Here is a 25,767-nt window from a genome sequence, read left to right on the forward strand (position 1 = left end):
AACACGCTCTACGATCAGGTGGTGGACGGTTATTTCGCCCGCCACAAGGTCAAGCCGGGGATCACCGGCTGGGCGCAGGTCAACGGCTGGCGTGGCGAGACCGACACCAGCGACAAGATCCAGCGCAGGGTCGAACACGACCTGCACTATATCGAAAACTGGTCGGTCCTGTTCGACATCAAGATCATGCTCGCGACACCNTGAAGGCCGAGGCTTTCGCACGATAAGGTCAACGGCTGGCGTGGCGAGACCGACACCAGCGACAAGATCCAGCGCAGGGTCGAACACGACCTGCACTATATCGAAAACTGGTCGGTCCTGTTCGACATCAAGATCATGCTCGCGACACCTCTGTCGCTGTTCCGGACCCAGAACGCATATTGATCCGCACGCCCGGATCGAAGACGCCCTCTCGGGGGCGAACGATCGGGGCGGGAGCGACGGCATGACAACGAACGCAGGGACGGCTCGACAGCTCGATGCGCTGGGACGCGGCGATCTCGGCGGCATCCGTGAACTACGCCTGTCAGGCGGCCTCACGGAGTTTCCGCGCGATCTCTTCGGTCTCGCCGACAGCCTGGAAATTCTCGACCTCGGCGCCGGCTCCTTGACCCGCTTGCCCGACGATCTGGGGCGATTGACCAAGCTTCGAGTGCTGTTCTGCTCCGGCAATCCCTTCGACCGGCTGCCGCCCGCGCTCGGTGACTGCCCGGCCCTCAGCCAGATCGGCTTTCGCGGCTGCGGCCTGAGGGAGGTTCCCGGCGAGGCCCTGCCGCCGCTCCTGCGTTGGCTGACCCTGACGGACAACCGGATCGCCCGCCTGCCCGACGCCATCGGGCAACGGCGAGGGTTGCAGAAGCTGATGCTGTCGGGAAACCGACTCACCGCCCTGCCCGAAAGTCTCGCGGACGCCGCACACCTCGAATTGCTCAGGCTCTCCGCCAACGCGCTGGATGCTCTGCCGGCTTGGCTCGCAGCGCTGCCGTCCCTGGCTTGGCCGACCTGGGCCGGCAACCCGTTGGAAGGCGGTCCCCTACCGGCGGATGACAGAAGAATCCCGTGGTCCGACCTCGCGGTCGGCGAACGTCTCGGCGAGGGCGCATCGGGGCAGGTCTTCGCGGCCCTGTGGAAACGCGACGGAATCGAAGCCGGCGAGCCTGTCACCTCGAACAAGCCTTCCACCTCGAACAATCCTGCCACCCCGAACACGCCCGTCGCCCTGAAGATCTTCAAGGGCGCCATGACCAGCGACGGGTTGCCGGACCGCGAGATGGAGGCATGCCTCGCAGCGGGGCCGCACCCGAACCTCACCGGGGGCCTCGGCCGCCTCGTCGATCATCCGGAAGGAGCGCAGGGACTCATCATGCCGCGCCTGCCCGGTGATTGGCGGGTGCTGGCCGGGCCGCCGAGCCTGGAAAGCTGTAGCCGCGACGTCTACGAGCCTGGCTTGAGCTTCGACGAGGAGGTGGTCCGTGCCATCGCCCGGAGCATCGCGACGGCGGCGTGCCATCTGCACGCGGGCGGCCTCCTGCACGGCGATCTCTACGCTCACAACGTTCTGTGGGACGGGACGATGGGCGAAGCCGTCCTGAGCGATTTCGGCGCCGCCTGCCGTCTGCCGCCCGGCGATGCCGGCGCGTCCCTTCGGCGGATCGAGGTGCGGGCTTGGGGAATTCTGCTCGGCGAGCTGCTGGCCCGCTGCTCCGCCCCCTTGCCGGACCTCGTCGCCCTCGCGGAAGCCTGCACGCAGCCCGAGGTGATGCGAAGGCCCCTCATGGCCGAGGTCGTCATGGCCCTCGCCTGATATGCGAAGAGGGCCGCTCCCGACCGGGAACGACCCTCTCTGACACGAGCCGGAGACGGAAGGGCTACGGCAGGGCGCCGGCCTTCTCCTTCACCTGGGTCATGGTATCCTCACATCCCTTGGTATCGCCGGCCTTGTCCTGAGCACGCGCTTTCTTGATCAGGTCGCGCGCCTCGGCGACGCCACCGGCGCTCGCCTTGGTCGAGGGATCGGTGGGCTTGCCGGCCGGGGGCTTGTCGAGGGCCTTGTCCGAGTTGGATGTCGTCGGACCACCGGCCGGCTCCTTGCCGGTCACCTTCTCCGCACCGGTGCTGTCGAGACGCCGCTCGATGGTGGCGATCTGATCGGTACAGGAGGAGGCGAGGACAGGCCCGGCAGAACCGAGCATCAGGAGGGCGGCCGGCAGAACGTAGCGAATCTGCATCAATTATTTCCTTGAGGGACGGCCGCCCCTGAGGAACGGCTTACTGCAACAGCGTCGCAAGAGAAGCGCCGGCGGGCGAAGCGAGTTCCTTGGCATCGATGGTGCCCTCGGCATCCGGGTCTGCGGCCTTAAAGCGCGCAGCCACCACGGCGAGGTATTCCTTCTTGTCGAGGGTGCCGTCGCTGTCCGGATCGGCGGCCTTCAGCTCGGCGGCGGTGAGGCGGCCGTTCAGCTCCTTGGCGTCGAGGGTGCCGTCCTTGTCCGGGTCGAGCATGTCGAACTGCTTCGCAGCAGCGGCCTGAGCCTCCTTGAGATCGATGGTGCCATCCTTGTCGGGATCGAACGCCGCGACGCTGGCCGGGGCGGCGAAGGCGGGGGCGGCGACACCGAGGCCGAGGGCGGCGAACAGAAGGGCGGCAGCGGACAAACGCGACGTCATCATAAGAAGTCTCCTAAAATCAGGACGCAGAACGAAACCGTTCTCCGAGGTCGAGGGCGGATCTGGTCTCGGGGTACCGGAGCCCCCCGCGGCGAGCTACGCCGTCTCGCCGCATTGCCTAATTGACCCGGGAGAATCTGGCAATACCCACTGGGACTTTTCCCTGATTCGGAACCTGGAGCCCGGCCAGCGGGTGCCCGCATCGAAGCGGGCAATCGCGCAGGCCGAAACGCGAACGGCGCGGCTCCGAGGGAGCCGCGCCGAATGCCGAGCGAGAATACCGGTCCCCGCGCCTCGCCGGCACGGCGAGCAGGGGGCGGACCGGTCCTGGAGATCAGAGGCGTGCCTGGGAGATCAGAGGCGTGCCTGGGAGATCAGAGGCGTGCCTGGGAGATCAGAGGCGTGCCTGGATCTTGCGGGCGATCTCGCCCAGGCGCTGCTCCAAGAGGGTCGGAACCTCGCAGACATAGGTCAGGGACTGGCTGCGCTCCTGGAAGATGCGCCGGTCCCAGGCGAACTTGGTCTCCAATTCGGACGCTTCCTTGGGCATGTCGCGCGCGTCCTGCGCGCTCGGACCGTCCTTCGTCGCGCTGATCTTGTCGGCCTCGTCGCGAATGCGTTCGGCCATGCGGCGCTGTCCCTGGGCGTAGCGGCCGATGCCGGCGATGACCTTGTTGCGCTCGCCGTTGAGGACCTCGAACACCCCGGCGAAGACCCGGGTCAGACGCTTGCCCTTCTCCGCTCCGGCGGTCTCGCCGAAGGCGTCGAGGAGCGGATCGACCTCGTTGAGCGGCGTCCGGCGCGAGGCGATCTTCTGCGCGAGTTGCGCCGCCTCGAAATCGTCGCCCCAGGCGCCGGCCTCGGCGAGATCCGGCCCGGTCCAAACCGTGCCGGGGCTGAGGGTGGAGACCTTGCGCTGGACGCAGGGCCAATCGGGATCGCCCTTGGGCTGGGCGAGGGCCGGTCCGGCCAGCAGACCGAGGGCGAGGAGCGAGAGGGTGCAAGAACGGATCATGGAGCGGATCATGCGGGGTCTCCGGCCGGGCCACCGCGCCGGGCCATGATGCCACGGCCGGGATCGTAGGCGACGACGGCGAGGGTGAAGAAGGCGAGGGTCGTCCCGAGGACGACCGCGCAGGCGACGGGTGCGAACTGCCCGTAGAGGGCGAAGCGCACGAGCTGCACCGCATGGGTGAAGGGGTTCGCCATGCAGATGAGGTAGAGGGTCTCGGAGGATTCGCGGATGCGCCAGAGCGGGTAGAGGGCCGAGGAGGCGAAGAACATCGGGAAGATCACGAAGTTCATCACGCTGGCGAAATTCTCGAGCTGCTTGACCATCGACGACAGCAGCAAGCCGATGGAGCCGAGCATGAGCCCCGCCGCGATGAAGGCGGGCAGGGCCGCGACGTAGCCGATGGTCGGAATGTCGAGTTCCCAGAACCAGGCGATGGCCAGAAACGCGTAAGCCTGCACCACCGAGACGGTGACGCCGGCGATCAGCTTGGCGAGCAACAGCAGCCAGCGCGGATAGGGGCTGGTAAGCAGCACCTTCATCGAGCCGACCTCGCGGTCGTAAACCATCGACAGGGACGATTGCATGCCGTTGAACAGCTGGATCATCACGGCGAGACCCGGCACCACGTAGACCTCGTAGAGCACGTAGGTCTGGTAGGGCGGCTCGATGGAGACGCCCAGCGTGTTGCGGAACCCCGCCGCGAAGATGAACAGCCACACCAGGGGCCGCACCAAGGCGGAGAAGAACCGCTCCTTCTGATTGAAGAACCGCAGCAGCTCACGCCGAACAATACCGCCGAGGCAGATGAGGTAGCCGACGGCGTCGAGGCGTCCGAGATGAGTCACGGGTTTGTCGACGGGGGCCGGTGCGAGGGTCTTGCTCATGCGGCCTGCTTGGCGGGTTCGGCGACGAGGCGGCGGAAGGCGGCTTCCAGGGACTCGGTTCCTTGGGCGATGGAGCCGGCGGTGCCGCGCGCAACGATGCGGCCCTTGTGCAGGACGATGGCGGCGTCGCCTGCTTCGATCTCCTCGAAAATGTGGGTCGCCCACAGGACCGACAGGCCCTCCTCGCGCACCAGCGCCCGCACGATGGCGACGATGTCGGCCCGCGATTCGAGGTCGAGGCCGACGGTGGGCTCGTCGAGCAGAAGCAGGCGCGGACCGTGGATGAGGGAGCGGGCGATCTCGATGCGCCGGGACTGGCCGCCCGACAGGGTCCGGACCTTGTCGTCGCGCCGATCAAGGAGCCCGACGCGGGTGAGCAGCGTCTGGATCCGTTCCTTGGCCGCCCTGCGGGTCATGCCGTGGAGACTCGCATGGTAGAGGAGGTTCTGCGCCACCGTGAGGTCGGTATCCAGGGTGCGGGCCTGGAACACCACACCGAGGCGGGCGAGCGCCCGGCTCGGCTCCCGGTCGAGGGCATGGCCGAGGATCGAGACCCGTCCGTCCTGGTTGGCGTAGAGCCGCGTGATCACCGAGAACAATGTCGTCTTGCCGGCTCCGTTGGGGCCGAGGAGGGCGGTGAACCGGCCGCGAACGACGCTGAGGGACACGTCGGACAGGGCCGCGCGGGAGCCGAAACGATGGCTCACGTTCGCGACCTCGAGGGCGGTGCTCTCCGTCACGAGGTCGGCGCTCAAGGCTTCAGGGCCCGGCGGGCGTCGCCGACGGCGTCGAGGCACTCGTCGAACTCGCCCTCGCCCAGCTCGCGCTCGGCGACTCGGAGCGCCTTCTTGAGCTTGCCCTGGAGGGGTTCGGCCGGGTTCTTGCCGAGCTCCATCCGGATCATGCCGATGCCGTCCGTGCAGGCGGTCCTGTCGTCGGCGAGCGCCGGGCTCGCCAGGACGGCGGCAGCGAGGGCGAGGAGGGGCAAGCGCATGAACATCCCCTACTTCACGATGAACTTGCCGGTCATGCCCTTGGACTCCAGTCCATGGACTGACCAGGGGTATTCGCCCGGCTTGATCGTCACGAACTCGATGGCGATCTCGCCCGGATCGTCGAATTCGAGGTGGTCCGGCGGACCGCTGCCGTGGATCTCGAGGTGCTGGATGACGATCTGGTTGAACCAGATGTTGCGGAAGAACTCGGTGGCGTAGAACTTGTACTCTTGCCGGCCCTTGGCGACGATGCGCAGGCGGTAGGCCTTACCGGATTCGAGTTCGATCTCCCGGTTCTCGACGACGTAATCGTTGCCCTCCTCGTTGCCGAGGACGAGATCGGGCAGGTTCGACCGCTTCTTGGTGAGATCGACGGCGGAGGCAGGTCCGGCCATCATCCAGGCCGCGAGCCCGAGGGCCGCCGCACGCATCGTTCGCTTCATCACGTCCGCGGATCCTCCCGTTTGCCGCCCCATGGCGTTTGCCTCCCCACGCCGGGAAGGGCGAACGCACCCCAAAAGATCAGTTCGGTGAGACCGCGACGCCCCACGGCAGCAATCCCACCGGAATGCTCTTCACCACCTTCTCGGCGGCCACATCCACCACCGAGATGTCGTTCGACGAGCCGTTGGTGGAGAACAGCAGCTTCTGGTCGGGGGTGAAGGCGAGCTGCCAGACGCGCTGGCCGACGGGGAGGTACTTCTCCACCGTGTGGGTCTTGGCGTCGATGACCGCGATGCGGTTGGCGGGGCCCAGCGCCACGAAGGCCTTCGAGCCGTCCTTGGTGATGCGGATGCCCACGGGCTGGATCGCCTCGTCGTTCACGCTCGGGATCTTGAAGGTGATCTTCTTGACCACGCGGCGCGCGGCGACATCGATGATGCTCACCGTGCCGCCGACCTCGGCCGAGACCCAGAGGAACTTCCCGTCTGCGGTGAACTCGGCGAAGCGGGGGCGGGCATCCACCAGCACGTTGTCGATCACCTGGAACGTGGTGGTGTCGATGAAGTGGGCCATGTTGGTGGTCTCGGAGGTGTTGACCAGGATTTTCCCATCGGGCGACAGGCCCATCCCCTCCGGCTCGACGCCCACGGGCACCTCGGCCATGACCTTGTTCTTCTCGACGTCGATCACAGTGACCTGGCTGTCGTCCTCGTTGGCGACGTAGAGCAGGTTCCCCGTCGGCCCCAGGATGAACTGCTCCGGATCGGGCCCCGAGCGGAGCGAGCGCACCACCTTGCCGGTGGCAGTGTCGAGGACGTCGATGCGGTCGTCGTCGCTGGCGCAGACGAAGAGTTCCTTGCCGTCCTTGCTGGTGGTGACGCCGCGGGGGCGCCGGCCGACCTTCCAGGTGCCCGTCACCGCCAGGGTCTCGCTGTCGATGACGCTGACCGAGTTGCCCTTCTCGTTGGTCACGTAGACGGTGTAGGCGCTGGCCGAACCGGTCCCGGCGAGAGTCGTGGCGGCGAGGAGCGCCCATGCCAAGACCGATCCCGACGCGTTCGCCTTGAAGCCGCGGCTCATCCTGTGTCCTCCTCGCGCCCACCGCTGTCTCGCGCGCGGTTGGGCATGCAGCGTTACTATAGTGCAGCCCCGTCTCACGGGGAGCGCCGGACCGCAAGCGGGACGGTCACCCATTGCCGCAGGCCCCGGTCGATCAGGGACCCCCGTCAGGGAAATTTGCAGGTGGTCTCGGGGAGATCGATCCCGAGGGTATCGAGCGGCGTGCGCTGGTGGGTGAAGCCCTGCTCGGGCGCCACCGAGACCATGGCTTTGGGCTGAACCACGATCACCGGCTGGCGCAACTGGTGGTCCCACGGTCGGTAGGTGAGCGATACGCCCTTGTAGGCCGGCAGGCTGAAGGCGGGGTCGGCGAAGTAGGGGGCGAGCACGGCGGGGTCGGCGGTCTTCTTCTGCGTCGCCGCCTCGCCGATGGAGCGCACGGCCGCCCAGGCCTGATAATCGAGGGGCCGCATGAGCCGCCCGGCCTGGCGCCGGAACCGGTTCTGCGCCTGCGCCGCGCCCCAGGTCTCCAGGGTCGGATGCCAGGTGGTGGCGATGAGCCCCTGCGTGCCGGCCACGGGGCGCGGATCGACGGTGCGGAACGGGACGTAGTCGCCCCAGTCGTTGGCCTCGTCGGCCACGATGGCGAGGTCGTAATCGACGCCGCGGGTGAACACCATCGCCTCGGAGCGGGTCGGCGTGTCGCCCCGCGCCTTGGCGAGCGGCCCGAAGGTCCAGGGCTTCTCGGCCGTGATCTTGAGGTTGAACTTGCGGGCCGAGTTCTTGAACGCCTCGGCGTAGAGCCGGTCCCCGTCCTGCGGGCCGGTGATGAGGAACATCTTGCGCCAGCGCATCAGGGTGAAGAACTGCGCCAGCGCGTCCGTCTGCATCGCCCGGCTGGGCAAGACATGGAACACGTTCCTCCGGCAATCGACTCCGCGCAGACGGTCGTCGGGGGCCGCGACGTTGAAGACCGTGACGCCCTCCCCCTTCACCGCATCGGCGACGGCCAGCACCGCGTCGGCGGGAAGTGCCAGGACGAGGAACTTGATGCCCCGCCCCGTCAGTTCGCGGGCGGCATCGACGGGGCTCTTCGTGGCGTCGAGGGCGATCTCATCGAGGGCGTACGTCTGCTTGGTGAAGCGGCCGGTCGTGTTGTTGTCCTTGATCGCCATGCGCGCGCCGGCCACGCCCTCGTCCTCGGGCGCGGCCTCGGCATCGTAGGAGGAGGGGGCGAGCTCAGGCCGGTAGATCAGCCCGATCCGGGTTTCCGTCGCGGCGGGCGTCGGAGCCGCCGCCGCCTCCGAGCGTGCGGGCTCCTGCGCGACGGCGGGGAGACACCACGAGCCGCACAACCCGAGGAGGAGAGCGAATGGGGCGAGGGGGGAGCGCGTCGAAGCCTGCATGAGGCGATCACGCTAACAACATTGTTCCGCCACGCTCAATCGGCGTTTGATAAGGAAATCATAAGCCCCGCCTGCAGCCCGAGCCGTTCCGGGCGCACGGTGCACGCGGCAGGATACCGCCGGGATGCAGGGATCACCCTGCCTCCCCCGGCGTTGCCAGCCGGTGGTTCGGGTATCATCCTGCCGACAGGCCCGGGCTGCGCCCGACGCGAGACGAGCGAAGTCATGACGCGACCGATCCCCCTCCCCCGTGCCGGACACGTTTGCGCGAGCCTCGGTCTCCTGCTGGCCCTAGCTGTGGGAGCACCCGCACAAGCCGCCCCCGAGAAAGCGGCGATCTTCGGCATCGAACTGTTCGATCCCGGCGTGGTCGGGGGCCGTAAGGCGCGGCCGGACGAGACCCGGCGCCTCGTCCTCGTCACGGAGGAGCTGCGCAAGGCCCTCGGTGAAGCGGTCGAGCCCATCGACGTCGCGCCGCAGGCCGCCGAGATCGCCAAGCAAGCACCGCTCTACAAGTGCGACGGCTGCGCCGCCAGCATCGCCAAGACCCTCGGGGCGGACCTCGCCATCAGCGGCTACGTCGAGAAGGGCTCGAATCAGATCTTCAACCTCACGGTGACCATCGCGGAGGCCGCCACCGGCAAGATCGTGCGCGGCGGCCGGGTGGTGATCCGGGCCGACACCGACGACACCTGGGCGCATGCCATGCGCTGGGTGGTGAAGAACCGCCTGCTCGCCGAACCCCTACCGAACCGCTCGTGATGCGTCCGGTTTTTTGCTAGGGCCAACGTCGCATCCGCGCAGGGTTGCGCGGAAAGCCAGCTGAACGTTGCCGATCCCGAACGTTGCCGATCCCATGAGTCCGAGCGAGTCGAAACCACCGTTGTTGATGCCCTCCCCCTTCGAACGCGGTGCGTATCCCGACGACGCCGTTCCGCGTCTCCTCGTGAGCGTACGCGACGCCGACGAGGCCCTGGCCGCCGCCGCCGCGGGCGCGGATCTGGTCGATGCCAAGGATCCGGACCGGGGGGCCCTCGGTGCCCTCCCCGTCACGACGGTGCGCGCCCTCGTCGATCGCATCGCTGGACGTGCCGTCACCAGCGCCGTGGCGGGCGAGCCGACGGACGCGACCGCCCTCGCCCCTTGCGTCGCCGCCATGGCCGCCACGGGGGTGAACTACGTGAAAGTCGCCGTGCAAGGGGGCTTTCCCGACACGGCACTGGCCGAGGCCGCCGCGGCCGCGCCCGGCCGGCTCATCGCCGTGCTGTTCGCCGAGCATGAACCCGCGCCCGCTCTCGTGGCGCGTGTGGCGGCGGCCGGATTCGTCGGTGCCATGATCGACACGGCGACCAAGGACGGGCGCCGCCTGCCCGACCTCCTGCCGATTCCGGTCCTGACGGCCTTCACCCGCGCCTGCCGTCGGCACGACCTCGTCTCGGGCCTCGCCGGCTCCCTCGCGCTCGCCGACATCGAGAGCCTGGCTCCCGTCGGCCCGCACTACCTCGGCTTCCGCGGCGGCCTGTGCCACGACAGCGATCGCACGAAAGGCCTCGATCCGGCCCGGGTGGCGGAGGCCGTGCGGATTTTGCGCGCTCGCGCCCGCCGAGACGCCGCATGAGTTCCGAAGTCATGGTCGTGAAGGTCGGCGGCAGCCTCCTGTCCGACGCCGGCCGCCTGCGCGCTGTCCTCGCCGGCCTCGCGGAGGGCCGGGACGGCCCCTGCGTGGTGGTCCCCGGCGGCGGCCCGTTCGCCGAGGCCGTGCGGACCTCTCAGGCGGCGCTCGGCTTCGGCGATGCGCTGGCCCACCGCCTCGCCCTCGACGCCATGGGCCGCATGGCCGAGATCTTTTCGGCGTTCGAGCCGCGCTTGGCCATCGCCACGACGTGGGATGCGGCATCGGCGATCCTCGCCCGCGGCGGTGTGCCGGTCTGGGACCCCATCACCCTCAAGGCCGGGCATCCCGACATCCCGGAGACCTGGGACGTCACCTCCGACAGCCTCGCCGTGTGGCTCGCCACGCAATGGAACGCGCCGCGCTGCGTCCTGGTGAAATCCGCCCTCGTGCCCATGGGAGCATCGTTCGAGGATCTCGCCAGTCTCGGCCTCGTCGACGCCGCGTTCCCGGCCTTCGCGGCGCGCTACACCGGTGCCGTCGTCCTGCGTGGCCCAGCCGAGACCAGGGCCGCCGCATGAGCCCCCCCGAACACCTCGTCTTCATTACCGGCCGCATGGCCAAGGCGCGCCTCGAGAAGGTCGCCGCCACGCTCCCGGCCGATCGCTTCGCCTGGAGCATCGCCGATGCCGGGGTGAAGGTCGCGGCCCTGATGACCGAAGAAATCATCCGACGCCGGGTGACGATTCCCGAGGGCGCCACCCGCATCGTCCTGCCGGGCCGTTGCCGGGCGAACCCGGAGGCCCTGGCCCAACATTTCGGCCTGCCGGTGGAGCGCGGCCCCGACGAGATCGTCGACCTGCCGGCCTATCTCGGCCTCGCCGGACGCACGGTGGATCTGTCGCGCCACGACCTGCGGATCTTCTCCGAGATCGTCGACGCCTCGAAGATGACTCCCGACCAGATCCTCGCGAAAGGCCTCGACCTGGCACGACGCGGCGCCGACGTCATCGACCTCGGCGGCCTGCCCGATACCGATTTCCCGCACCTCGAGGACTGCGTGCGCCTCCTGAAGGGCGCCGGTCTCAAGGTCAGCGTCGATTCCTTCGCCCTCGACGAACTCACCCGCGGCGCCAAGGCGGGCGCCGATTTCCTCCTGAGCCTCAACGAGGACACCCTCGATCTCGCCTTCGAGACCGACGCGGTGCCGGTCCTCGTGCCCGTGCGGCCCGACGATCTCGCCTCCCTCGACCGGGCCATCGAGCGCATGGAGAAGTCCGGGCGTCCCTACATGGCCGACCCGATCCTGGAGCCGATCCATTTCGGCTTCGTCGAATCCATCACCCGCTATCACGAGACGCGCAAGCGCTGGCCCGGCATCGAGATGATGATGGGCACCGGCAATCTCACCGAACTCACCGAGGCCGACAGCCTCGGGGTCACGGCGCTGCTGGTGGGCATGTGCTCGGAACTCAGCGTCCGCAACGTGCTCATCGTCCAGGTCTCGAACCACACCCGCCGCACGGTGGAGGAGCACGACGCGGCGCGGCGGGTGATGTACGCGGCCAAGGCGGATTCGGCCCTGCCGAAAGGTTACGGCCGCTCCCTCCTGGCGCTCCACGACAAGCGCCCCTATGTGCAGACCCCGGACGAGATCGCGGCCCAGGCGGCCGAGGTGAGGGACCCGAACTACCGCATCGCGGTCGCCGAGGACGGCATCCACGTGTTCAACCGCGACACCCATGCCATCGGCACCGACGCCATGGCGTTCTTCCCCGATCTCGACGTGGCGCAGGACGGCGCCCACGCCTTCTACCTCGGCGGCGAACTCACCAAGGCCGAGACCGCCTGGCGTCTCGGCAAGCGCTACGTACAGGACGAGGCCCTGGTCTGGGGTGCGGCCACCGACGCCGAGATCGAGGACACCACCGCCTTCAAGAAGGCCGGGCACACCAAGCATTCCGGCCCGGACGGCGCGAGCCGCGATACCACATCGCCCGAGGCCGATGCGGGCCGGCCCGAGACCTTGGGCCCAGGGGAGACGTCCGCCGCCGATGCGGTGTCGGAGGTGCCGTCGGAGGCCGGCGCCCGCATCGTCTGCGGCAAGCTCGTACCGGCCGGGAAAGCGTAACGCCGTGCCGCTGATCCTCGAGACCGTCGTCACCACGACCTCGCCCGCCGGCGACCTGCACCTCGTGCCCTTCGGTCTGATCCAGGACGGGGCGGAGTGGGTGTTGGCCCCGTTCCGGCCGTCGCCCACCATCCTCAACCTCGAATCCAATCCGGTCTTCGCCGCATCGAGCCCCAGCGACATCCGGGTCATCGCCGGCGCCGTCACCGGCCGGCGCGATTGGGCCACCCTGCCCTGCGACCGCATTCCCGGCCGGCGCCTCGCCGACAGCTTTGGCCACGCCGAATTCGAGGTGGTGGGGGTGGAACCGGACGAGACCCGTCCGCGCTATCGGGGACGCATGGTCCATTCCGCCGCCCATATCCCGTTCTTCGGCTACAACCGGGCGCAGGCCGCCGTGCTGGAGGCGGCGATCCTCTCGACGCGCCTCCAGATGCTGGACCCCGACAAGATTTTGACCGAGATGCGCTACCACGCCATCGCGATCGCCAAGACCGCCGGGCCCGCCGAGCGCGAGGCCTGGGACTGGATCGAGGACAAGGTCGCCGCCGCCCTCGGGCGCGACGACCGCATCCTCGATAAGCCCCCCGCAGCACCTTAAGAGTGTGTGTTCCCGAGGAGACGAGACCCCGATGAAGTTTTTGGCACTCACGACGGCGGCGGCCTTCGCCCTCGTCTCGTTCGGCGCCCAGGCGCACGGCCCCACCCGCAAGAAGGTCGAGGAGACCGTCGAGATCAACGCCACGCCGGATAAGGTCTGGGCCGTGATCTCGAACTTCCAGGACATGAGCTGGCTGCCTCTGGTCGAGAAGACCGAGGGTAAGGGCGGCAACGAGATCAAGGCCACTCGGACCCTGACCCTGAAGGGCGGCGCCACGGTGGACGAGGAGCTGTACAAGTACTCGGCCGAGAAGATGAGCTACTCGTACCGGATCACCAAGGTCGACGTGAAGACCCTACCGGTGAACGACTACTCGTCCACCATCAAGGTCGAAGATGCCGGCGGCAAGACCAAAGTGTCGTGGGACGGCGCGTTCTACCGCGGCTACATGAACAACGATCCGCCGCCCGAGCTGAACGACGAAGCGTCCCAGAAGGCCGTGCGCGGCCTCTACCGCACCGGTCTCGACGCCCTCAAGGCCAAGGTCGAGAAGAGCGGTTCTTGAGCGACATCCGCTCGCATCGCGCAGCACGGAAGGGCCGGCGTCATGCCGGCCCTCTCCTCCTCGCCCTGATGCTCGTCACGGCGCAAGCACGCGCCGAAGAAGCCCTCGTCACGGCGCAGGGCGCCAATGTCCTGGCCGTGGTCGACCTCGAGGCCGGTGCGGTGGTGGGCCAGATCGCCATGGACGGCGCGCCCGCCGGCATCGCGCTCTCGCCGGACCGCAAGACCGCCTACGTCACCCGCCCCGAGGGCCCGGGCCTCGCGGTGGTGGACCTCGCGACCCGCACCGTCACCACCACCCTCGCCCTGCCGGGTGGCCCGCTCGGGATCGCCGTGAACCCGAAGTCCGGTGTCGTCTACGTGGCCGATTGGTACGGCAGCCGGGTCTTCGTGATCCCTGCCGATGGCTCCCGCCTCGAGACCGAGTTCCAGGTCGGTGCCTCGCCCTCCGGCATCGCCGTGACGCCGGACGGCGCCACGGTCCTGGTGGCCAACCGTGAGGGCGATTCGGTCTCCGTCGTCGATGCCGCCACCCTGGCCCTGACCCGCACGATTCCCGTCGGCCGGCACCCGTTCGGTCTCACCCTCGATGCGGCGGGCGCCCGCGCCTACACCGCCAACGTCACCTCGAACGACGTCTCTGTGATCGATGTCGCGGCCGGCACCGAAATCGGCCGGGTGACCACGGGCGAGCGGCCCTACGTGGTGGCCCTTGCCGGCAACCGCGGCTTCGTCACCGACCAGTATGCGGGCACGGTGAGCGTGTTCAATCTCCAGACCCTCACCAGCGTCGCGGCCATCGAAGTCGGCGACCACCCCGAGGGCATCGCCGCCACCCGCGACGGCACGAGCCTGGTGGTGGCGAACTGGGGCTCGAACACCCTCAGCATCCTCGACGCCGCCACCCTCAAGGTGACGAAGGAGATCCCGGTCCCCGACGGTCCCCGATCCTTCGGCGACTTCTTGCGCTGAAGGCAGGTCGCCTTTCCCCAAACGAAGAACGGCGGCTCCCTGGGGAGCCGCCGTTCTTCGTTTCAGTCCCTGCGGGCCGCTTCAGTTGCTGGCGAGGTGCGGCATCGGATCGACGGGGGTCGCGCCCTTGCGGATCTCGAAGTGGAGCTGGGGCGAGGTCACGTTGCCGGATGCGCCAGACTTGGCGATGGTCTGGCCGCGCTTGACCTTCTCGCCGGGGCGGACATCGAGTTCGCCGTTATGGGCGTAGGCCGAGACGTAGCCGTTGGTGTGGCGCACGAGGACGAGCTTGCCGTAGCCCTTCACGTCTGAGCCGGCATAGGCCACCGTGCCGTCCTCGGCCGCCTTCACCGCCGTACCCTCGGGCACCGAGATGTTGATGCCTTCGTTGCCGGACGAGCCGTAGCCCGAGATCACCCGGCCCTTGGCGGGCCAGCGGAACGAGGTGTCGGGCGCGACCGAGCCGGTGCTGGCGGGCTCGGCCTTCGGCGTCTCGACGGCGGCGACCTTCACGGGCGTCTTCGCGGCTTCCTTGGCAGCTTCCTTGGCGGCGGCTTCGGCGGCCTTGGCCTCGACAACCTGCTTGGCCGCCTTGGCGGCTTCGAGCTTGGCGACCTTGGCCTCGGCCTCGGCGGCCTTCTTCGCCGTCTCCTTGGCCGCGTCGGCCTTCACCTTGGCGGCATCCGGCTTCGTCTCGGCGGCCTTGGCCTCCTTGATCTCGATCTTCCGCACGGCTTTGTCGTCGGCCTTGGCGACGGCCTGGCCCGGACGCGGATGCGCCTTCCTGGCATCGGCGGCCTTGGACTCGGCCACCGCCTTGGCGGCCTCGGCCTTGCGGGTCTCGACGAGCTTCTTCGCCTCGGCGAGCTTGCGGGCGTCCGTGAGCTTGGCCTCGGCGGCCTTCCTCTCGGCGGCCTTGCTGGTCTCGACGAGACGGCGCGCCTCGGCGAGCTTCTCGGATTCGGCCTCCTTGCGGGCAGCCAGGGCGGCGGCTTCGGCGGCCTTGCGCTCGGCGGCGCGGTCGACGACCTTGGGAGCGGGCGCCGCCGGAACGGTGCGGGTCGTCATGGCGCGGCCCGCATCCGGGTTCATGCCGGACACCATGCCGGAGACGGGCTCCGTCGAGGCGACGCGGCTCGTCTGCGCCCGGGGGGCCGGCGGCACCGCGGCCATGGGCCGGGGCGACATCGCCACCCCGGGGGCGCCGAGCGCCTGGGACTGGATGCGGCTCGTGCGCACCACCGGAGCCGGGGCGATCTCCCCGTCCGGAAGGCTCCCCGTGGCGACCGGCTCGCTCGCCATATTGGAAGCGAACGGATTGCCGAAGGGGTCGCCGAGGCGCGACGCATCCGACGAACAGGCGGCCGCGCCGCCTCCAATCACTCCGATGAGTGCGAAGCGCGACAGCGTCTTCAACCCTCGACCAGTCCCGCGAACCCGCATCGACGCACCTGTCTGACCTGACGCAACTTGATGACGTCATTCAAACGGGATTCAGGTTAAACAACCGTTCCGATTCACCACGTTCGCGTCGATCGGGAACCCTGCGCGTTGCTCCATTACAGGACGCGGGCGCATCCCGGGGTCAGCGGTGCGAGCCGCAACCCACCGCCGATACGCTCCTGAACGACGCCGTCGGCCCCCATTGCGAGAACGACGAGACGCGCCGTTTCGACCGAGCCGAGTGCTCCGACGAGACGTCCCCCCGGCGCCAGAAATCCGAAAAGGTGGGGCGGCAGGGCGGCTACGGTGCCGTTGAGGAGGATGCGGTCGAAGCGTTCCTCGGGCACGCTGCCAACGTCGAGCCCGTCACCCACCGCGATGGTGGCCCGCACCCGGTCCTCGGGCAGGAGTGCGACGCGGGCATCCTCGGCGAGAAGCGCGTAGCGCTCGACGCTGTGGACGTGGGCTGCCCCGAGCCGCAGCAGCAAGGTGGTCACGTAGCCCGAGCCGGTGCCGATTTCGAGGAGGCGCATGCCGGGGCGCGCGCCGAGTGCCGTCAGCATGGCCGCGATGGCGCTCGGCGCCGTCATGGTCTGCCCGCAGGGCAGCGGCAGGGCGAGGTCGCGCCGGGCGAGGTCGCGATGGGCGCCCGGAGCGAAGCGCTCGCGCGGCACCCGCTCCAGGGCGCGCAGGGTGTCGGTGTCGCGCACCCCCCGCCCCCGCAGGGCCATGACGAAGGCCGCCGCCTCGATGGAGCCGTCCGTCGCCATGGGACGCTCGGCCTCAGCCGGAAAAGCCCTGCGCGAATCGGGTCAGGCTCGGCTCGTCCGTGAGGTCGAGGCGCAGGGGGGTCACCGAGATGCGCTTCTCGGCGATCGCCTTGAGGTCGGTGCCGTTCCCCGGCTGGAACGTCGCCTTGGCGAAGGCCAGCCAGAAATACGGGTTGCCGCGCCCGTCCTGGCGTGCGTCGATGGCGAGCAGCGCCTGATTGCGGAACCCCTGCGCGGTCACCGACGTGCCCTGGACCTCCCCCGGCTCGCAATCGGGAAAGTTCACATTGACGACGATGCCGGGCTCGATCCCGATCTCCAGGATCTTGCGCACCACCCCCGGGCCGTGCTCGGCCGCGCATTGCCACTTGATCGCACCCCGGCCGCCGGCCCCGTAGGCCTGGCTCAGCGCGATGGACTTCACGTTGAGGATCGTCCCCTCCATGGCCGCCGCGATGGTGCCCGAATAGGTCACGTCCTCGGCGACGTTCTGGCCGCGGTTGACCCCCGACAGGACGAGGTCCGGCCCATGATCCTTGAGAATGTGGCGCACCCCCATGATCACGCAATCGGACGGCGTGCCCTTCACGGCGAAGCGCTTCTCCGACACCTGACGCAGGCGCAACGGATCGTTGAGCGACAGGGAGTGCGAGACGCCCGACTGGTCGGTCTCGGGCGCCACCACCCAGACGTCGTCGGAGATGGCCCGGGCGATCCCCTCAAGGGTTTCGAGCCCCGGCGCGTGGATGCCGTCGTCGTTGGTGACGAGAATGCGCATCAGACTTTGTGTCCCTCGATCCGGTCGATCCCGCCCATGTAGGCCTTCAGTGCCGAGGGCACCGTGACGCTGCCGTCGGGGTTCTGGTAGTTTTCCATCACGGCGATGAGGGCGCGGCCCACCGCCACCCCCGAGCCGTTGAGGGTGTGGACGTAATTCACCGCCTTGCCCGCCCGGAAGCGCGCGTTCATGCGCCGCGCCTGGAAGTCGCCGCAGACCGAGCAGGACGAGATCTCGCGAAAGGTCTCCTGGCCCGGCATCCAGACCTCGATGTCGTAGGTCTTCTGGCTGGCGAACCCCATGTCGCCGGTGCACAGCGTCATGATCCGGTAGGGCAGATCGAGCTTCTTCAGCACCGCTTCCGCCGACCCCAGCATGCGCTCGTGCTCGGCGGCCGACTGGTCCGGCGTGGTGATCGAGACGAGCTCGACCTTGTTGAACTGGTGCTGGCGCAGCATGCCGCGCGTGTCCCGGCCCGCCGAGCCGGCCTCGGCGCGAAAGCACGGGGTCAGGGCGGTGAAGCGTAAGGGGAGTTCTTCCTCGCGCAGAATGCTCTCGCGCACGAGGTTGGTCAGCGGGACTTCGGCCGTGGGGATGAGCCAATGCTCACGGACCGCGAACTGGTCGTCCCGGAACTTCGGCAACTGGGCGGTGCCGAACATCGCTTCGTCCCGCACCATGAGCGGGGGCGCCACCTCGGTGTAGCCGTGCTCGCCCGTGTGCAGATCGAGCATGAACTGACCGAGTGCCCGCTCCAGCCGGGCGAGCTGGCCCTTGAGCACCACGAAGCGCGCGCCCGACATCCGCGAGGCCGCCTCGAAATCCATCAGCCCCGAGGCCTCGCCGATCTCGAAATGCTGCTGGCCCGTGGCGAGCTGCGGGCGGGTCGCCGCGAACCGGCGGTACTCGACGTTGCCGTGCTCGTCGGCGCCCTCGGGTACGTCGAGGTTCGGGCGATTCGGGATCGCGGCGAGCTTCTCGTCCAGGGTCCTGCCGGCCTCGGCCTGGGCCGTCTCCAGCACGGGCGCCTCGTCCTTGAGGCGGGCGACCTCTTCCATGAGTTCGGCGGCGCGGGCCTCGTCCTTCGCCTTCTTGGCCCCACCGATCTCCTTGGCGAGCGCGTTGCGCCGCTCCTGATTGGCCTGCGCCGCCGAGGTAGCGCCCTTGCGCGCGTCGTCGAGGGCGATCAGCTCGGCCGCGAGCGGCGCCAGCCCACGACGGCGCAGTGCGTCGTCGAAAGCGTCCGGATTCTCGCGGATGACGCGGATGTCGTGCATGGGGTCGCTCGGGCGCAGGCTTTCTGGATAGACGACGAGGCTTTGCAGCATCGGCGCCAGCGCGACAAGGGCGGGGCTCGCGAGCCCCGTCCTGCCCCGTTCCGCCCTATGGCTCCAGCCCCTCGGCCTTGCGCTTGGCCGCGCGCCTCCGCTCGACGCGGCCCACGGAGAAGATCGAGGCTTCGTAGAGCAGGATCATCGGGATCGCGAGGGAGAGCTGGGAGATCACGTCCGGGGGCGTCAGCACTGCGGCGACCACGAAGACGAGCACGATGGCGTAGCGGCGCTTTTCGCGGAGGAACGCCGTGTCGATGATGCCGATCTGGCCGAGCAGGGTCAGGATCACCGGCAGCTGGAACGCGATCCCGAAGGCGAAGATCAGCGTCATGATGAGCGAGAGATACTCGTCCACCTTCGGCAGGAGGGCGATGGTCGCCTCCCCCGGCTGCCCGATCTGCTGCAGCGACACCGAGAACTGGATGAGCAGCGGCATCGCCAGGAAGAACACCACCAGGGCGCCGAGGATGAAGAACACCGGCGTCGCCACGAGGTAGGGCAGGAAGGCCTGGCGCTCGTTGCGGTAGAGGCCCGGCGCCACGAAGGCGTAGATCTGCATCGCGATCACCGGAAACGCCAGGAACCCGGCCCCGAACACGCTGAGCTTGATGTTGGTGAACACCTGCTCGAGGAAATGCGTGGCGATGAGCTTGGCGTTCTCGGCCCCCACGATGGAGACGTAGGGCCAGACGAGGATGTTGTAGATATGCCGCGAGACGAAGAAGCAGGCGAAGAACATCACCACGAAGGCGGCGAGCGACTTGATGAGCCGCGATCGCAATTCGATGAGGTGGTCGAGGAGCGGGGCCCGCGACGCCTCGATGTCGGCGTCATCCGTGGCGTTGGTCATCGGGCTTGATCGGACTGCGAGTTGGCCGGGGAATTCCTGGCCACGACCGGACGGTCCGGCGTCTCGGCCGGCGGCGGGGAAGCGAGGGGATCGGCGGAGGGAGCGGGGTCGACCGAAGCCGGCTCGGGGGCGGGCGCCGGATCGCTCTCGGCGAGCTGGGCGGCGACGTTGGCGAGCGGCTGGGTCGGCGACGGCGTTGTCTTGGTTTGACCGTCCACGGCGCCCTTGATCTCGTCGCGGATGGTCTGGACCGGATTGAACACCGGCCCCATGGTCCCGGCGGCCTTGCGGACCCCGTCGACCTCACGGCGGATTTCGTCGAACTCCGCCTCGCGCACCGCTTCGTTGAACTGCGATTGGAACTCGCCTGCCATGCGGCGCATCTTGGTCGTGATCTGCCCGACCGTGCGCAGGGCCTTGGGCAGGTCCTTTGGACCGATGACGATGAGGGCGACACCGCCGATCAGCATCACCTCGCCCCAACTCATGTCGAACATTCGTGGACTGTCCCGCGCTCGCGCGATGCCGGTGACGGCGGGGTGCCTATCGCAGGTCGCGCGGGGTTCCGCCAGACCCCGGCGCCGGCCGGCCGAAGCCGGGCCCCGCCGTCACGCGAAACGCCGCGCGCTCAGACGACCTTGCGGTCGGCCGTGACGGTGTTGGCGGTCGCCGGCTCGCCCTGGTGCGGCAAGGTCCGCACGGGCTCGCCCGTGCTCGGCGGCGGCACGGCCGTGGGCGCCTCGTCCTCGGCCATCCCCTTCTTGAACGCCTTGATGCCCTTGGCGACGTCGCCCATCAGGTCGGAGATCTTGCCGCGCCCGAACAGCAGCATCACGATGCCGGCGACGATGATCCAGTGCCAGATACTCATGCTGCCCATGGCAACCTCCCGCGCCGGGGGGCTCGAAGCCCGCACGGCACCCACGCGTGTGATCCAGTTCCGGCGAACCTAAGGATCGCGCCCGCCCAGCACAAGAACCGCTTGGAAACCAGTGCGCTCGCGTGAGCGAACGACGAGGCCCGTTCCCGGGCGGGAGCGAGGCGGAATGCCGCGCCGGCTCCGGGGGTCAGCCCGCTCAGGCAGCCATCGCCAAGGCGGCCTCGAACCGGGCACGCGCTTCGCGCACGTCGAAGGCCGGCGCTCCGGCGGGCAGGCGAGCGAGGGCGTCGTGCGCCCGGCGCAGGGACGCTCCGGCCAGGGCCGGCGCGCCCTCGGCCACCCCGCGCATCTCCGTGAGATCACCGTTGCAATGCAGGCCGACATCGATCCCCGCCGCGAACGCGGCCTCGGTGCGCGGGCGAAACCCGCCCTGAAGCGCATGCATGGACAGGTCGTCGGTCATCAGGAGACCGTCGAAGCCGATGATCCCGCGAATCACCCGTTCGATGACGAGGGCCGACTGCGTCGCCGGATGGTCGGGATCGAGGGCGGAGAAGACCACGTGGGCGCTCATGGCCATGGGCAGGTCGGCCAGGGCACGGAACGGTGCGAAATCCTGCGCCGTGAGGCTCGCGAGGTCGGCGTCCACCACGGGCAGGCCCTTGTGGCTGTCGCATCCGGCGCGGCCATGGCCGGGGATGTGCTTCATCACCGGCAGCACGCCGCCCTGCATCAAGCCCAGCGCCACGGCCCGGCCGATCTCGGCGACGCGCTCGGGGGTGGTGCCGTAGGCCCGGTCGCCGATGACGTCGTGGGCACCGGCCACGGGCACGTCGAGGACGGGGGCGCAGTCGACGTTGATGCCGACGTTTGCCAGATCGTGCGCCATGAGACGGGCGCCGAGCTCGGCCATGGCGACGGCCGAGCCGTCGAGGCGCCCGAAACGCCCGCCGGCCGGATAGGCCGGCCAGTGCGGCGGCCCCATGCGCTGCACCCGGCCGCCCTCCTGATCGATGAGGATCGGCGCGTCGGCGCGGCCCACGGTGTCGCGCAAGGCCCGGGTCAGCGCCAGCACCTCGTCGGGCGTGCCGATGTTGCGCTTGAACAGAATGAAGCCCCAGGGCGCCACGTCGCGAAAGAACGCGGCCTCCTCCGCCGAGAGGGACTTGCCGGCGCAACCGAGGATCAGGGCACGGGTGGTCATGAACGCGGCGTCCTCGGGACTCGGTGGCGCGCCCGGCCCACATGGGCCGGGCCGGCTGCGCGACGGAACGGCGGGCGGACGCAAGCCGAAAGCCTCGGCCGGCACCGCTCCGCAGGGAGCGAGAACCTCGGTTCTTCTCCGGGCGGTGGTTCTAGGCCTCAGTTTTTCGCGACGAAGCACTGGCCGCCGGCACCCTGGAGCTGGGTGCACAGGCTCGTCGCTTCGTTCTTGCCCAGCGGCCCGACGCGCACGCGATAAAGGGACTTCCCGTTGACCTCGGCCTGACGGATCAGGGCCGGCTGGCCGGCGAGTTGAGTGAACTTGCCCTGCAGCTGCCTGAAGGCGGCCTGGGCCTCGGCGGCGCTGGCGCGCACGCCGAGCTGGACCGAGAAGGAGCCGGCGGCGGGCGCGGGGGATTCGGCGACGGCCGCAGCCGTCGGGCTCACGGCGGCTGTGGTCTCCGGTGCCACGGCCGCGACGCGCTGGGGCGCCTTGACGCGCGGTACGGGAGCGGGGGCCGGAACGACCGGCTCGGGTGCGGGCGCCTCGGCCACGGGCGTCGTGGTCGGAACCGACACGGGCGCGGTGACCCGAGCGCTGCGCGGCCGCAGGGAACCGGCGGCGGTGCTGCCCTCGGCGGGAGCGCCCGGCAGGGTCATGGTCGGGATCACGGATGCCGGCGCAGCCTCGGCGGCCTCGGGCTGCGATGGCGGAACCGGCGTGTCCGGCTTGACCGAGACGGTCCGGACCCGGCGCGGCTCCCCGAGGGATTCGGTCAGAGTCCCGGTCTGCTGCGGGCTGGAACTGCCGGGGGTGGCGCCGCCTTCGCCCGTACGCTGGGCCGAGCGGGCCGCCTGCGCCACGTCGAGGGGCTGTTCCTCGCGGTTGACGATGCGGATCTGCCCGTCCTTGGCGGTGCGGTCGTAGATCTGCTTGTTCTGGTCGGGGATCTCGACGCCGTCGGCCTTCTGCGGCGCGATCTTCAGGGGCGCCGTGTCGGCCAGGATGGTGGGCACGCCGCCGCTGGCGCCGCCGCCCGTATGCAGGCCGCGCCAGGCGAGGCCGCCGGTGATGCAGACTGCCAGCACGCCGAGACCGGCGCCGACGGAGACGAGGCGGCTGCGCTGACGCGGCCGGCCCAGGGTGGCGCGCTCGCCGGAGGCGAACGCATCCTGCTCGGCCTGAGGCGCAGAATCGGCTCCTTGGCTCTGATAGGGATCCTGCTCCACGGACGCGAGATACTGGTCGAAGGCATCCGTCGGCGAGGACGCGGCGGGCGGTTGATGGGCCGGGGCCTGCGGTTGGGCCGGGCGGCCGGGCGCCACGGGCGCATCGACGAAGCTCGGTTCGATGCGCCGGCCCGAGGCCGGGTCGGACCGTCCGTCGCGGGCTTCCAAAATGGCGCGGAACGGATCGTCCTGGCCGACGATGCGGGCGAGCTCGGCCAGGGGATCGGATTTGGCGTGGGCCTGCGGCGCGCGGACGGGCTGTCCTTGAGGGCCGGCTCCCTGTGAAGCGGGCCCTTGCGAAGCAAGCCCATGCGAAGCGGGCCCTTGGGGCTGCTGCAGATCACGCGCGAAGGCGTCGAAATCGACCGTCGCTCGCGAAGCGTTCGTCGTCATGGCAGCATTCCCCTTCACGCCGCGGTCACCTCACCGCATTTCGTCCGGCGCAGTGACGCCCAACACCGCGAGGCCGGAGGCGATCACGCCCCGCAATGCCTCCACGAGGGCCAATCGGGCCCGGGTTGAGTTTCGGTCGGTTGGATTAACAAACCGTAATTGCGGCAAGTCTTTGCCCTTGTTCCAGAAACCATGCAGCGAACTGGCGAGCTCGTAGAGGTAGAAGGCCACGCGGTGCGGCTCGTGTGCCCCGGCCGCCGCCTCGATCACGCGCGGATACTGGGCGATGAGCCGCATGATCTCGGCCTCGCCGGAATCGGTGAGCAGCCCGAGGTCGGCGTCGCGAAGCAGGCCATCCCGCGAAAAGTCCTCCGTCGGCATCGCCTCCCGGGCCTGGCGGAACACCGAGAAGCAGCGCGCATGGGCGTACTGCACGTAGAAGACCGGGTTGTCCTTGGATTGCTCGACCACCTTGGCGAGGTCGAAATCGAGGGTCGCGTCGTTCTTGCGGTAGAGCATCATGAAACGGATCGCGTCGCGCCCGACCTCGTCGACGACCTCGGCCAGGGTGATGAATTCGCCGGCGCGCTTCGACATCTTCACGGGCTCGCCCGCGCGCAACAGCCGCACGAGCTGGCACAGCTTGACGTCGAGGGTGGCATGCCCCCCGCTCACCGCCTTCACCGCCGCCTGCATGCGCTTGACGTAGCCGCCGTGATCGGCCCCGAGCACGTCGATGAGGTCGGTGGCGCCGCGCTCGATCTTGGTCCGGTGGTAGGCGATGTCGGAGGCGAAGTAGGTGAACGAGCCGTCCGACTTCAGGAGCGGCCGGTCGACGTCGTCACCGAACTCCACCGTGCGGAACAGGGTCTGCTCGCGGTCCTCCCAATCCTCGGGCAGCTGGCCCTTGGGCGGCGGCAGGCGGCCTTCGTAGACGAGGCCCTTCTCACGGAGTTCCGCGAGGAGGACCGGCACCGCCTGCGCGAGGGTGGCTTCGGAGAAGAACACGTCGTGGTGGATGCCGAGGCGGGCCAGATCGCCCCGGATCAGATCCATCATCGCGTCGATGGAAAAGGCCCGCACGGTGGGAAGCCATTCGGCTTCCGGTTGGTCCAGGAGGGCCCGCCCATGCGTCTCGGCCAGCGCCCGGCCCACGGGCACGAGGTAGTCGCCTGGATAGAGGCCCTCGGGGACCGGCCCGACATCTTCGCCGAGGGCCTCGCGGTACCGGAGGAAGGCGGAGCGGGCGAGCACGTCGACCTGCGCGCCCGCATCGTTGATGTAGTATTCGCGCGTCACGTCGCGGCCCGAGGCGACGAGGAGGTTGGCGAGCGCATCGCCGAACACCGCACCGCGCCCATGGCCGACATGCATCGGCCCGGTGGGATTGGCCGAGACGTACTCGATGTTGACCCTGCCCGCGGAGCCTTGCGCCGCCTGCCTGACGCCACGCCCGTAGGAATCGCCCTCGCCCAGGGCCGCCCGCACCACGGCGTGGAACAGGTCCGGCGCCAGCCGAAGGTTGATGAAGCCGGGACCGGCGACGCTCGCCTCGACCACGTCCGGGTCCTTGCGCAGCTCCGCCGCCAGGGCCTCGCCCAGCGCCTTCGGGTTGGTCTTCGCCTCCTTGGCCAGCACAAGGGCGGCGTTGGTGGCGAGATCGCCATGGCTCGCGTCGCGGGGCGGCTCCACCACCACGCGCGACAGGTCGAGCCCCTCGGGCAGCTGTCCGGCCCGGATCAGGCCTTGCACGGCCGCGCGCACGCGCGCCTCGAAGGTGGCGAAGATGTTCATCGGTGATCGGTTTCCGCTCGCGACGGCCGCCGCGAGAGCGACCGCCATCTCAAGGGGGCGGCATAGCAAGGGGGAACACGGGTGTCACGAATCCGCGGCGCGCCGAGCCGTTGGACCGATCCGGTCGAACCTTTCAGAGCCGGCTTCTCAGAACCAAGCGCGCCAAGCAGTCCAAGCGCCAATGATCTCCGCGAGTGCAGCGTAGCCCCCGGCATTCGGATGGGTGTCGTCGCCTGCGGCAGCTTCGCGGTTCCAGGCTTCACAGCCGACCATCGCGTCGAAGACGGGTAGGTATGGCACTCCGAGCTTGGCGCAAAGGGGGGCGAGCGACTCGGACAAGAGTCGAATCCGCGCATCGATCAACGGCTCGTCGGATACCGGAAGCGGTCCGATCATCAGAGTCGGCCGCCAACAAATGGCCTGCGCCAGGATGGCTTCCACATGAGACAGGCTCCGATCGCACGAGACGCGTAGCCTTCCTGCTTCATCGAGGGTGCAATCGTTGGCCCCGAACGCGAAGACCAGCCGGCCATCCAGACCGTCGGGCAAACGGAGCTTGGCCTCACCATGCCAGCGCGCGGCGATATCCGCGCTCGTCTCCCGCCGGATGCCGAGACAATAAGGCGTGACGCCGTGCCCGATACGCCGTGCCGCCGCGCAAAGCCGTCCGGGCCATCCGAGACACGTGTCGTCCCCGACCCCTGCCATGAAGCTGTCGCCGACAAAGCAAACCCGCATGACG

General features: G+C 69.1%; 29 protein-coding genes and 1 pseudogene. 10 read left to right on the top strand and 20 right to left on the bottom strand.

Translation table 11 applies throughout. From position 1 onward, the window contains the following. Positions 1-21: 21 nt before the first annotated feature. The 3 genes and pseudogenes from ASF25_RS06690 to ASF25_RS06695 form a co-directional block, all read left to right on the top strand. On the top strand, positions 22-200 hold a 179-nt coding region (locus tag ASF25_RS06690; protein ID WP_280137330.1), incomplete at its 3' end, for a sugar transferase. 25 nt (positions 201-225) lie between these two features. After that, positions 226-384 (top strand): annotated as a pseudogene (locus ASF25_RS22580) (sugar transferase); the annotation flags it as partial. Positions 385-445: 61 nt separating this feature from the next. Further along, positions 446-1,804, top strand: a complete 1,359-nt coding sequence (locus ASF25_RS06695) for a leucine-rich repeat-containing protein kinase family protein (protein WP_056304024.1) — start codon at positions 446-448, stop codon at positions 1,802-1,804. A 64-nt stretch (positions 1,805-1,868) separates the two neighbouring features. On the opposite strand, the gene ASF25_RS06700 is transcribed toward ASF25_RS06695, so the two are convergent. The 9 genes from ASF25_RS06700 to ASF25_RS06740 form a co-directional block, all read right to left on the bottom strand. Next, the gene (locus ASF25_RS06700; RefSeq protein ID WP_056262539.1) at positions 1,869-2,228 is read right to left on the bottom strand and encodes a hypothetical protein; all 360 of its coding nucleotides are present in this window, start codon (positions 2,226-2,228) and stop codon (positions 1,869-1,871) included. A gap of 40 nt (positions 2,229-2,268) precedes the next feature. Further along, positions 2,269-2,667, bottom strand: a complete 399-nt coding sequence (locus tag ASF25_RS06705; RefSeq protein ID WP_056168372.1) for a calcium-binding protein — start codon at positions 2,665-2,667, stop codon at positions 2,269-2,271. Between the two features lie 394 nt (positions 2,668-3,061). Further along, the gene (locus tag ASF25_RS06710) at positions 3,062-3,682 is read right to left on the bottom strand and encodes a hypothetical protein (RefSeq protein WP_056168376.1); all 621 of its coding nucleotides are present in this window, start codon (positions 3,680-3,682) and stop codon (positions 3,062-3,064) included. Positions 3,683-3,690: 8 nt separating this feature from the next. Then, positions 3,691-4,566: an ABC transporter permease gene (locus tag ASF25_RS06715; RefSeq protein WP_056304026.1), complete on the bottom strand. Its 876-nt coding sequence runs from the start codon at positions 4,564-4,566 to the stop codon at positions 3,691-3,693. Next, positions 4,563-5,321: an ABC transporter ATP-binding protein gene (locus ASF25_RS06720; RefSeq protein ID WP_056262544.1), complete on the bottom strand. Its 759-nt coding sequence runs from the start codon at positions 5,319-5,321 to the stop codon at positions 4,563-4,565. The genes ASF25_RS06715 and ASF25_RS06720 overlap by 4 nt, the downstream gene beginning before the upstream one ends. After that, on the bottom strand, positions 5,318-5,560 hold the full coding sequence (locus ASF25_RS06725) for a hypothetical protein (protein ID WP_156368885.1): 243 nt from the start codon (positions 5,558-5,560) through the stop codon (positions 5,318-5,320). The genes ASF25_RS06720 and ASF25_RS06725 overlap by 4 nt, the downstream gene beginning before the upstream one ends. 9 nt (positions 5,561-5,569) lie before the next feature. Further along, on the bottom strand, positions 5,570-6,004 hold the full coding sequence (locus ASF25_RS06730) for a hypothetical protein (protein WP_056168148.1): 435 nt from the start codon (positions 6,002-6,004) through the stop codon (positions 5,570-5,572). Positions 6,005-6,083: 79 nt separating this feature from the next. Then, positions 6,084-7,085 (bottom strand): YVTN family beta-propeller repeat protein, encoded by a 1,002-nt coding sequence (locus ASF25_RS06735; protein WP_056168152.1) that lies wholly within the window; start codon positions 7,083-7,085, stop codon positions 6,084-6,086. Positions 7,086-7,231: 146 nt separating this feature from the next. After that, complete coding sequence (locus tag ASF25_RS06740) at positions 7,232-8,470, bottom strand: ABC transporter substrate-binding protein (protein ID WP_082478855.1); 1,239 nt, start codon at positions 8,468-8,470, stop codon at positions 7,232-7,234. 225 nt (positions 8,471-8,695) lie between these two features. On the opposite strand from ASF25_RS06740, the gene ASF25_RS06745 reads away from it, so the two are divergent. The 7 genes from ASF25_RS06745 to ASF25_RS06775 all read left to right on the top strand — a co-directional run bounded on the left by ASF25_RS06745 (position 8,696) and on the right by ASF25_RS06775 (position 14,350). After that, complete coding sequence (locus ASF25_RS06745) at positions 8,696-9,232, top strand: DUF3280 domain-containing protein (protein ID WP_056304028.1); 537 nt, start codon at positions 8,696-8,698, stop codon at positions 9,230-9,232. 127 nt (positions 9,233-9,359) lie between these two features. Next, entirely contained in the window at positions 9,360-10,088 is a 729-nt protein-coding gene (locus tag ASF25_RS06750) for a (5-formylfuran-3-yl)methyl phosphate synthase (RefSeq protein WP_056304030.1), read from the top strand. After that, on the top strand, positions 10,085-10,663 hold the full coding sequence (locus tag ASF25_RS06755; RefSeq protein ID WP_056304031.1) for a uridylate kinase: 579 nt from the start codon (positions 10,085-10,087) through the stop codon (positions 10,661-10,663). Before ASF25_RS06750 ends, ASF25_RS06755 begins: the two co-directional genes overlap by 4 nt. After that, positions 10,660-12,213 carry a DUF6513 domain-containing protein gene (locus ASF25_RS06760; RefSeq protein ID WP_056304033.1) on the top strand — a complete coding sequence of 518 codons (1,554 nt, stop codon included), beginning with the start codon at positions 10,660-10,662 and terminating at the stop codon, positions 12,211-12,213. The genes ASF25_RS06755 and ASF25_RS06760 overlap by 4 nt, the downstream gene beginning before the upstream one ends. A 4-nt stretch (positions 12,214-12,217) precedes the next feature. Beyond that, a complete protein-coding gene (locus ASF25_RS06765; protein ID WP_056168166.1) occupies positions 12,218-12,814 on the top strand; it encodes a DUF447 domain-containing protein in 597 nt (198 codons plus the stop codon). A gap of 31 nt (positions 12,815-12,845) precedes the next feature. Further along, the gene (locus ASF25_RS06770; protein WP_056304036.1) at positions 12,846-13,379 is read left to right on the top strand and encodes an SRPBCC family protein; all 534 of its coding nucleotides are present in this window, start codon (positions 12,846-12,848) and stop codon (positions 13,377-13,379) included. A gap of 68 nt (positions 13,380-13,447) precedes the next feature. Further along, positions 13,448-14,350, top strand: coding sequence for a beta-propeller fold lactonase family protein (locus ASF25_RS06775; protein ID WP_056304102.1), 903 nt, complete (start codon positions 13,448-13,450; stop codon positions 14,348-14,350). 81 nt (positions 14,351-14,431) lie between these two features. Here ASF25_RS06775 and ASF25_RS06780 read toward each other — a convergent pair whose 3' ends face one another. The 11 genes from ASF25_RS06780 to ASF25_RS06830 form a co-directional block, all read right to left on the bottom strand. Beyond that, positions 14,432-15,793 carry a M23 family metallopeptidase gene (locus ASF25_RS06780; RefSeq protein WP_056304039.1) on the bottom strand — a complete coding sequence of 454 codons (1,362 nt, stop codon included), beginning with the start codon at positions 15,791-15,793 and terminating at the stop codon, positions 14,432-14,434. Between the two features lie 116 nt (positions 15,794-15,909). Then, positions 15,910-16,563, bottom strand: coding sequence for a protein-L-isoaspartate O-methyltransferase (locus ASF25_RS06785; protein ID WP_056304041.1), 654 nt, complete (start codon positions 16,561-16,563; stop codon positions 15,910-15,912). Positions 16,564-16,576: 13 nt separating this feature from the next. Beyond that, positions 16,577-17,341, bottom strand: coding sequence for a 5'/3'-nucleotidase SurE (gene surE / locus ASF25_RS06790; RefSeq protein ID WP_056168181.1), 765 nt, complete (start codon positions 17,339-17,341; stop codon positions 16,577-16,579). After that, positions 17,341-18,618 (bottom strand): serine--tRNA ligase, encoded by a 1,278-nt coding sequence (serS, locus tag ASF25_RS06795; protein ID WP_056304104.1) that lies wholly within the window; start codon positions 18,616-18,618, stop codon positions 17,341-17,343. The genes surE and serS overlap by 1 nt, the downstream gene beginning before the upstream one ends. A gap of 106 nt (positions 18,619-18,724) precedes the next feature. After that, positions 18,725-19,525: a twin-arginine translocase subunit TatC gene (gene tatC, locus ASF25_RS06800; RefSeq protein ID WP_056304043.1), complete on the bottom strand. Its 801-nt coding sequence runs from the start codon at positions 19,523-19,525 to the stop codon at positions 18,725-18,727. Beyond that, positions 19,522-20,022: a Sec-independent protein translocase protein TatB gene (gene tatB / locus ASF25_RS21825; RefSeq protein ID WP_082502522.1), complete on the bottom strand. Its 501-nt coding sequence runs from the start codon at positions 20,020-20,022 to the stop codon at positions 19,522-19,524. The genes tatC and tatB overlap by 4 nt, the downstream gene beginning before the upstream one ends. A 131-nt stretch (positions 20,023-20,153) precedes the next feature. Further along, positions 20,154-20,405 (bottom strand): twin-arginine translocase TatA/TatE family subunit, encoded by a 252-nt coding sequence (locus tag ASF25_RS06810; protein ID WP_056168191.1) that lies wholly within the window; start codon positions 20,403-20,405, stop codon positions 20,154-20,156. Positions 20,406-20,601: 196 nt separating this feature from the next. After that, a complete protein-coding gene (gene nagZ / locus ASF25_RS06815; protein ID WP_056304046.1) occupies positions 20,602-21,609 on the bottom strand; it encodes a beta-N-acetylhexosaminidase in 1,008 nt (335 codons plus the stop codon). A gap of 158 nt (positions 21,610-21,767) precedes the next feature. Then, entirely contained in the window at positions 21,768-23,231 is a 1,464-nt protein-coding gene (locus ASF25_RS06820) for an SPOR domain-containing protein (protein ID WP_056304047.1), read from the bottom strand. A gap of 30 nt (positions 23,232-23,261) precedes the next feature. Continuing rightward, positions 23,262-25,025: an arginine--tRNA ligase gene (gene argS / locus ASF25_RS06825; protein WP_056304049.1), complete on the bottom strand. Its 1,764-nt coding sequence runs from the start codon at positions 25,023-25,025 to the stop codon at positions 23,262-23,264. Between the two features lie 147 nt (positions 25,026-25,172). Beyond that, complete coding sequence (locus ASF25_RS06830) at positions 25,173-25,763, bottom strand: GDSL-type esterase/lipase family protein (RefSeq protein ID WP_056304050.1); 591 nt, start codon at positions 25,761-25,763, stop codon at positions 25,173-25,175. Positions 25,764-25,767 lie beyond the last annotated feature (4 nt).

The organism is Methylobacterium sp. Leaf100, from assembly GCF_001422845.1.
Lineage (GTDB): Bacteria > Pseudomonadota > Alphaproteobacteria > Rhizobiales > Beijerinckiaceae > Methylobacterium.

Excerpts from the sequence above, each read along its gene's own strand:
- ASF25_RS06695 (WP_056304024.1), top strand. The coding sequence starts at position 446 with ATGACAACGAACGCAGGGACGGCTCGACAGCTCGATGCGCTGGGACGC.
- ASF25_RS06700 (WP_056262539.1), bottom strand. The coding sequence starts at position 2,228 with ATGCAGATTCGCTACGTTCTGCCGGCCGCCCTCCTGATGCTCGGTTCT.
- ASF25_RS06705 (WP_056168372.1), bottom strand. The coding sequence starts at position 2,667 with ATGACGTCGCGTTTGTCCGCTGCCGCCCTTCTGTTCGCCGCCCTCGGC.
- ASF25_RS06710 (WP_056168376.1), bottom strand. The coding sequence starts at position 3,682 with ATGATCCGTTCTTGCACCCTCTCGCTCCTCGCCCTCGGTCTGCTGGCC.
- ASF25_RS06715 (WP_056304026.1), bottom strand. The coding sequence starts at position 4,566 with ATGAGCAAGACCCTCGCACCGGCCCCCGTCGACAAACCCGTGACTCAT.
- ASF25_RS06725 (WP_156368885.1), bottom strand. The coding sequence starts at position 5,560 with ATGCGCTTGCCCCTCCTCGCCCTCGCTGCCGCCGTCCTGGCGAGCCCG.
- ASF25_RS06730 (WP_056168148.1), bottom strand. The coding sequence starts at position 6,004 with ATGAAGCGAACGATGCGTGCGGCGGCCCTCGGGCTCGCGGCCTGGATG.
- ASF25_RS06735 (WP_056168152.1), bottom strand. The coding sequence starts at position 7,085 with ATGAGCCGCGGCTTCAAGGCGAACGCGTCGGGATCGGTCTTGGCATGG.
- ASF25_RS06740 (WP_082478855.1), bottom strand. The coding sequence starts at position 8,470 with ATGCAGGCTTCGACGCGCTCCCCCCTCGCCCCATTCGCTCTCCTCCTC.
- ASF25_RS06745 (WP_056304028.1), top strand. The coding sequence starts at position 8,696 with ATGACGCGACCGATCCCCCTCCCCCGTGCCGGACACGTTTGCGCGAGC.
- ASF25_RS06750 (WP_056304030.1), top strand. The coding sequence starts at position 9,360 with ATGCCCTCCCCCTTCGAACGCGGTGCGTATCCCGACGACGCCGTTCCG.
- ASF25_RS06755 (WP_056304031.1), top strand. The coding sequence starts at position 10,085 with ATGAGTTCCGAAGTCATGGTCGTGAAGGTCGGCGGCAGCCTCCTGTCC.
- ASF25_RS06760 (WP_056304033.1), top strand. The coding sequence starts at position 10,660 with ATGAGCCCCCCCGAACACCTCGTCTTCATTACCGGCCGCATGGCCAAG.
- ASF25_RS06770 (WP_056304036.1), top strand. The coding sequence starts at position 12,846 with ATGAAGTTTTTGGCACTCACGACGGCGGCGGCCTTCGCCCTCGTCTCG.
- ASF25_RS06775 (WP_056304102.1), top strand. The coding sequence starts at position 13,448 with ATGCTCGTCACGGCGCAAGCACGCGCCGAAGAAGCCCTCGTCACGGCG.
- ASF25_RS06780 (WP_056304039.1), bottom strand. The coding sequence starts at position 15,793 with ATGCGGGTTCGCGGGACTGGTCGAGGGTTGAAGACGCTGTCGCGCTTC.
- ASF25_RS06785 (WP_056304041.1), bottom strand. The coding sequence starts at position 16,563 with ATGGCGACGGACGGCTCCATCGAGGCGGCGGCCTTCGTCATGGCCCTG.
- surE (WP_056168181.1), bottom strand. The coding sequence starts at position 17,341 with ATGCGCATTCTCGTCACCAACGACGACGGCATCCACGCGCCGGGGCTC.
- serS (WP_056304104.1), bottom strand. The coding sequence starts at position 18,618 with ATGCACGACATCCGCGTCATCCGCGAGAATCCGGACGCTTTCGACGAC.
- tatC (WP_056304043.1), bottom strand. The coding sequence starts at position 19,525 with ATGACCAACGCCACGGATGACGCCGACATCGAGGCGTCGCGGGCCCCG.
- tatB (WP_082502522.1), bottom strand. The coding sequence starts at position 20,022 with ATGTTCGACATGAGTTGGGGCGAGGTGATGCTGATCGGCGGTGTCGCC.
- ASF25_RS06810 (WP_056168191.1), bottom strand. The coding sequence starts at position 20,405 with ATGGGCAGCATGAGTATCTGGCACTGGATCATCGTCGCCGGCATCGTG.
- nagZ (WP_056304046.1), bottom strand. The coding sequence starts at position 21,609 with ATGACCACCCGTGCCCTGATCCTCGGTTGCGCCGGCAAGTCCCTCTCG.
- ASF25_RS06820 (WP_056304047.1), bottom strand. The coding sequence starts at position 23,231 with ATGACGACGAACGCTTCGCGAGCGACGGTCGATTTCGACGCCTTCGCG.
- argS (WP_056304049.1), bottom strand. The coding sequence starts at position 25,025 with ATGAACATCTTCGCCACCTTCGAGGCGCGCGTGCGCGCGGCCGTGCAA.
- ASF25_RS06830 (WP_056304050.1), bottom strand. The coding sequence starts at position 25,763 with ATGCGGGTTTGCTTTGTCGGCGACAGCTTCATGGCAGGGGTCGGGGAC.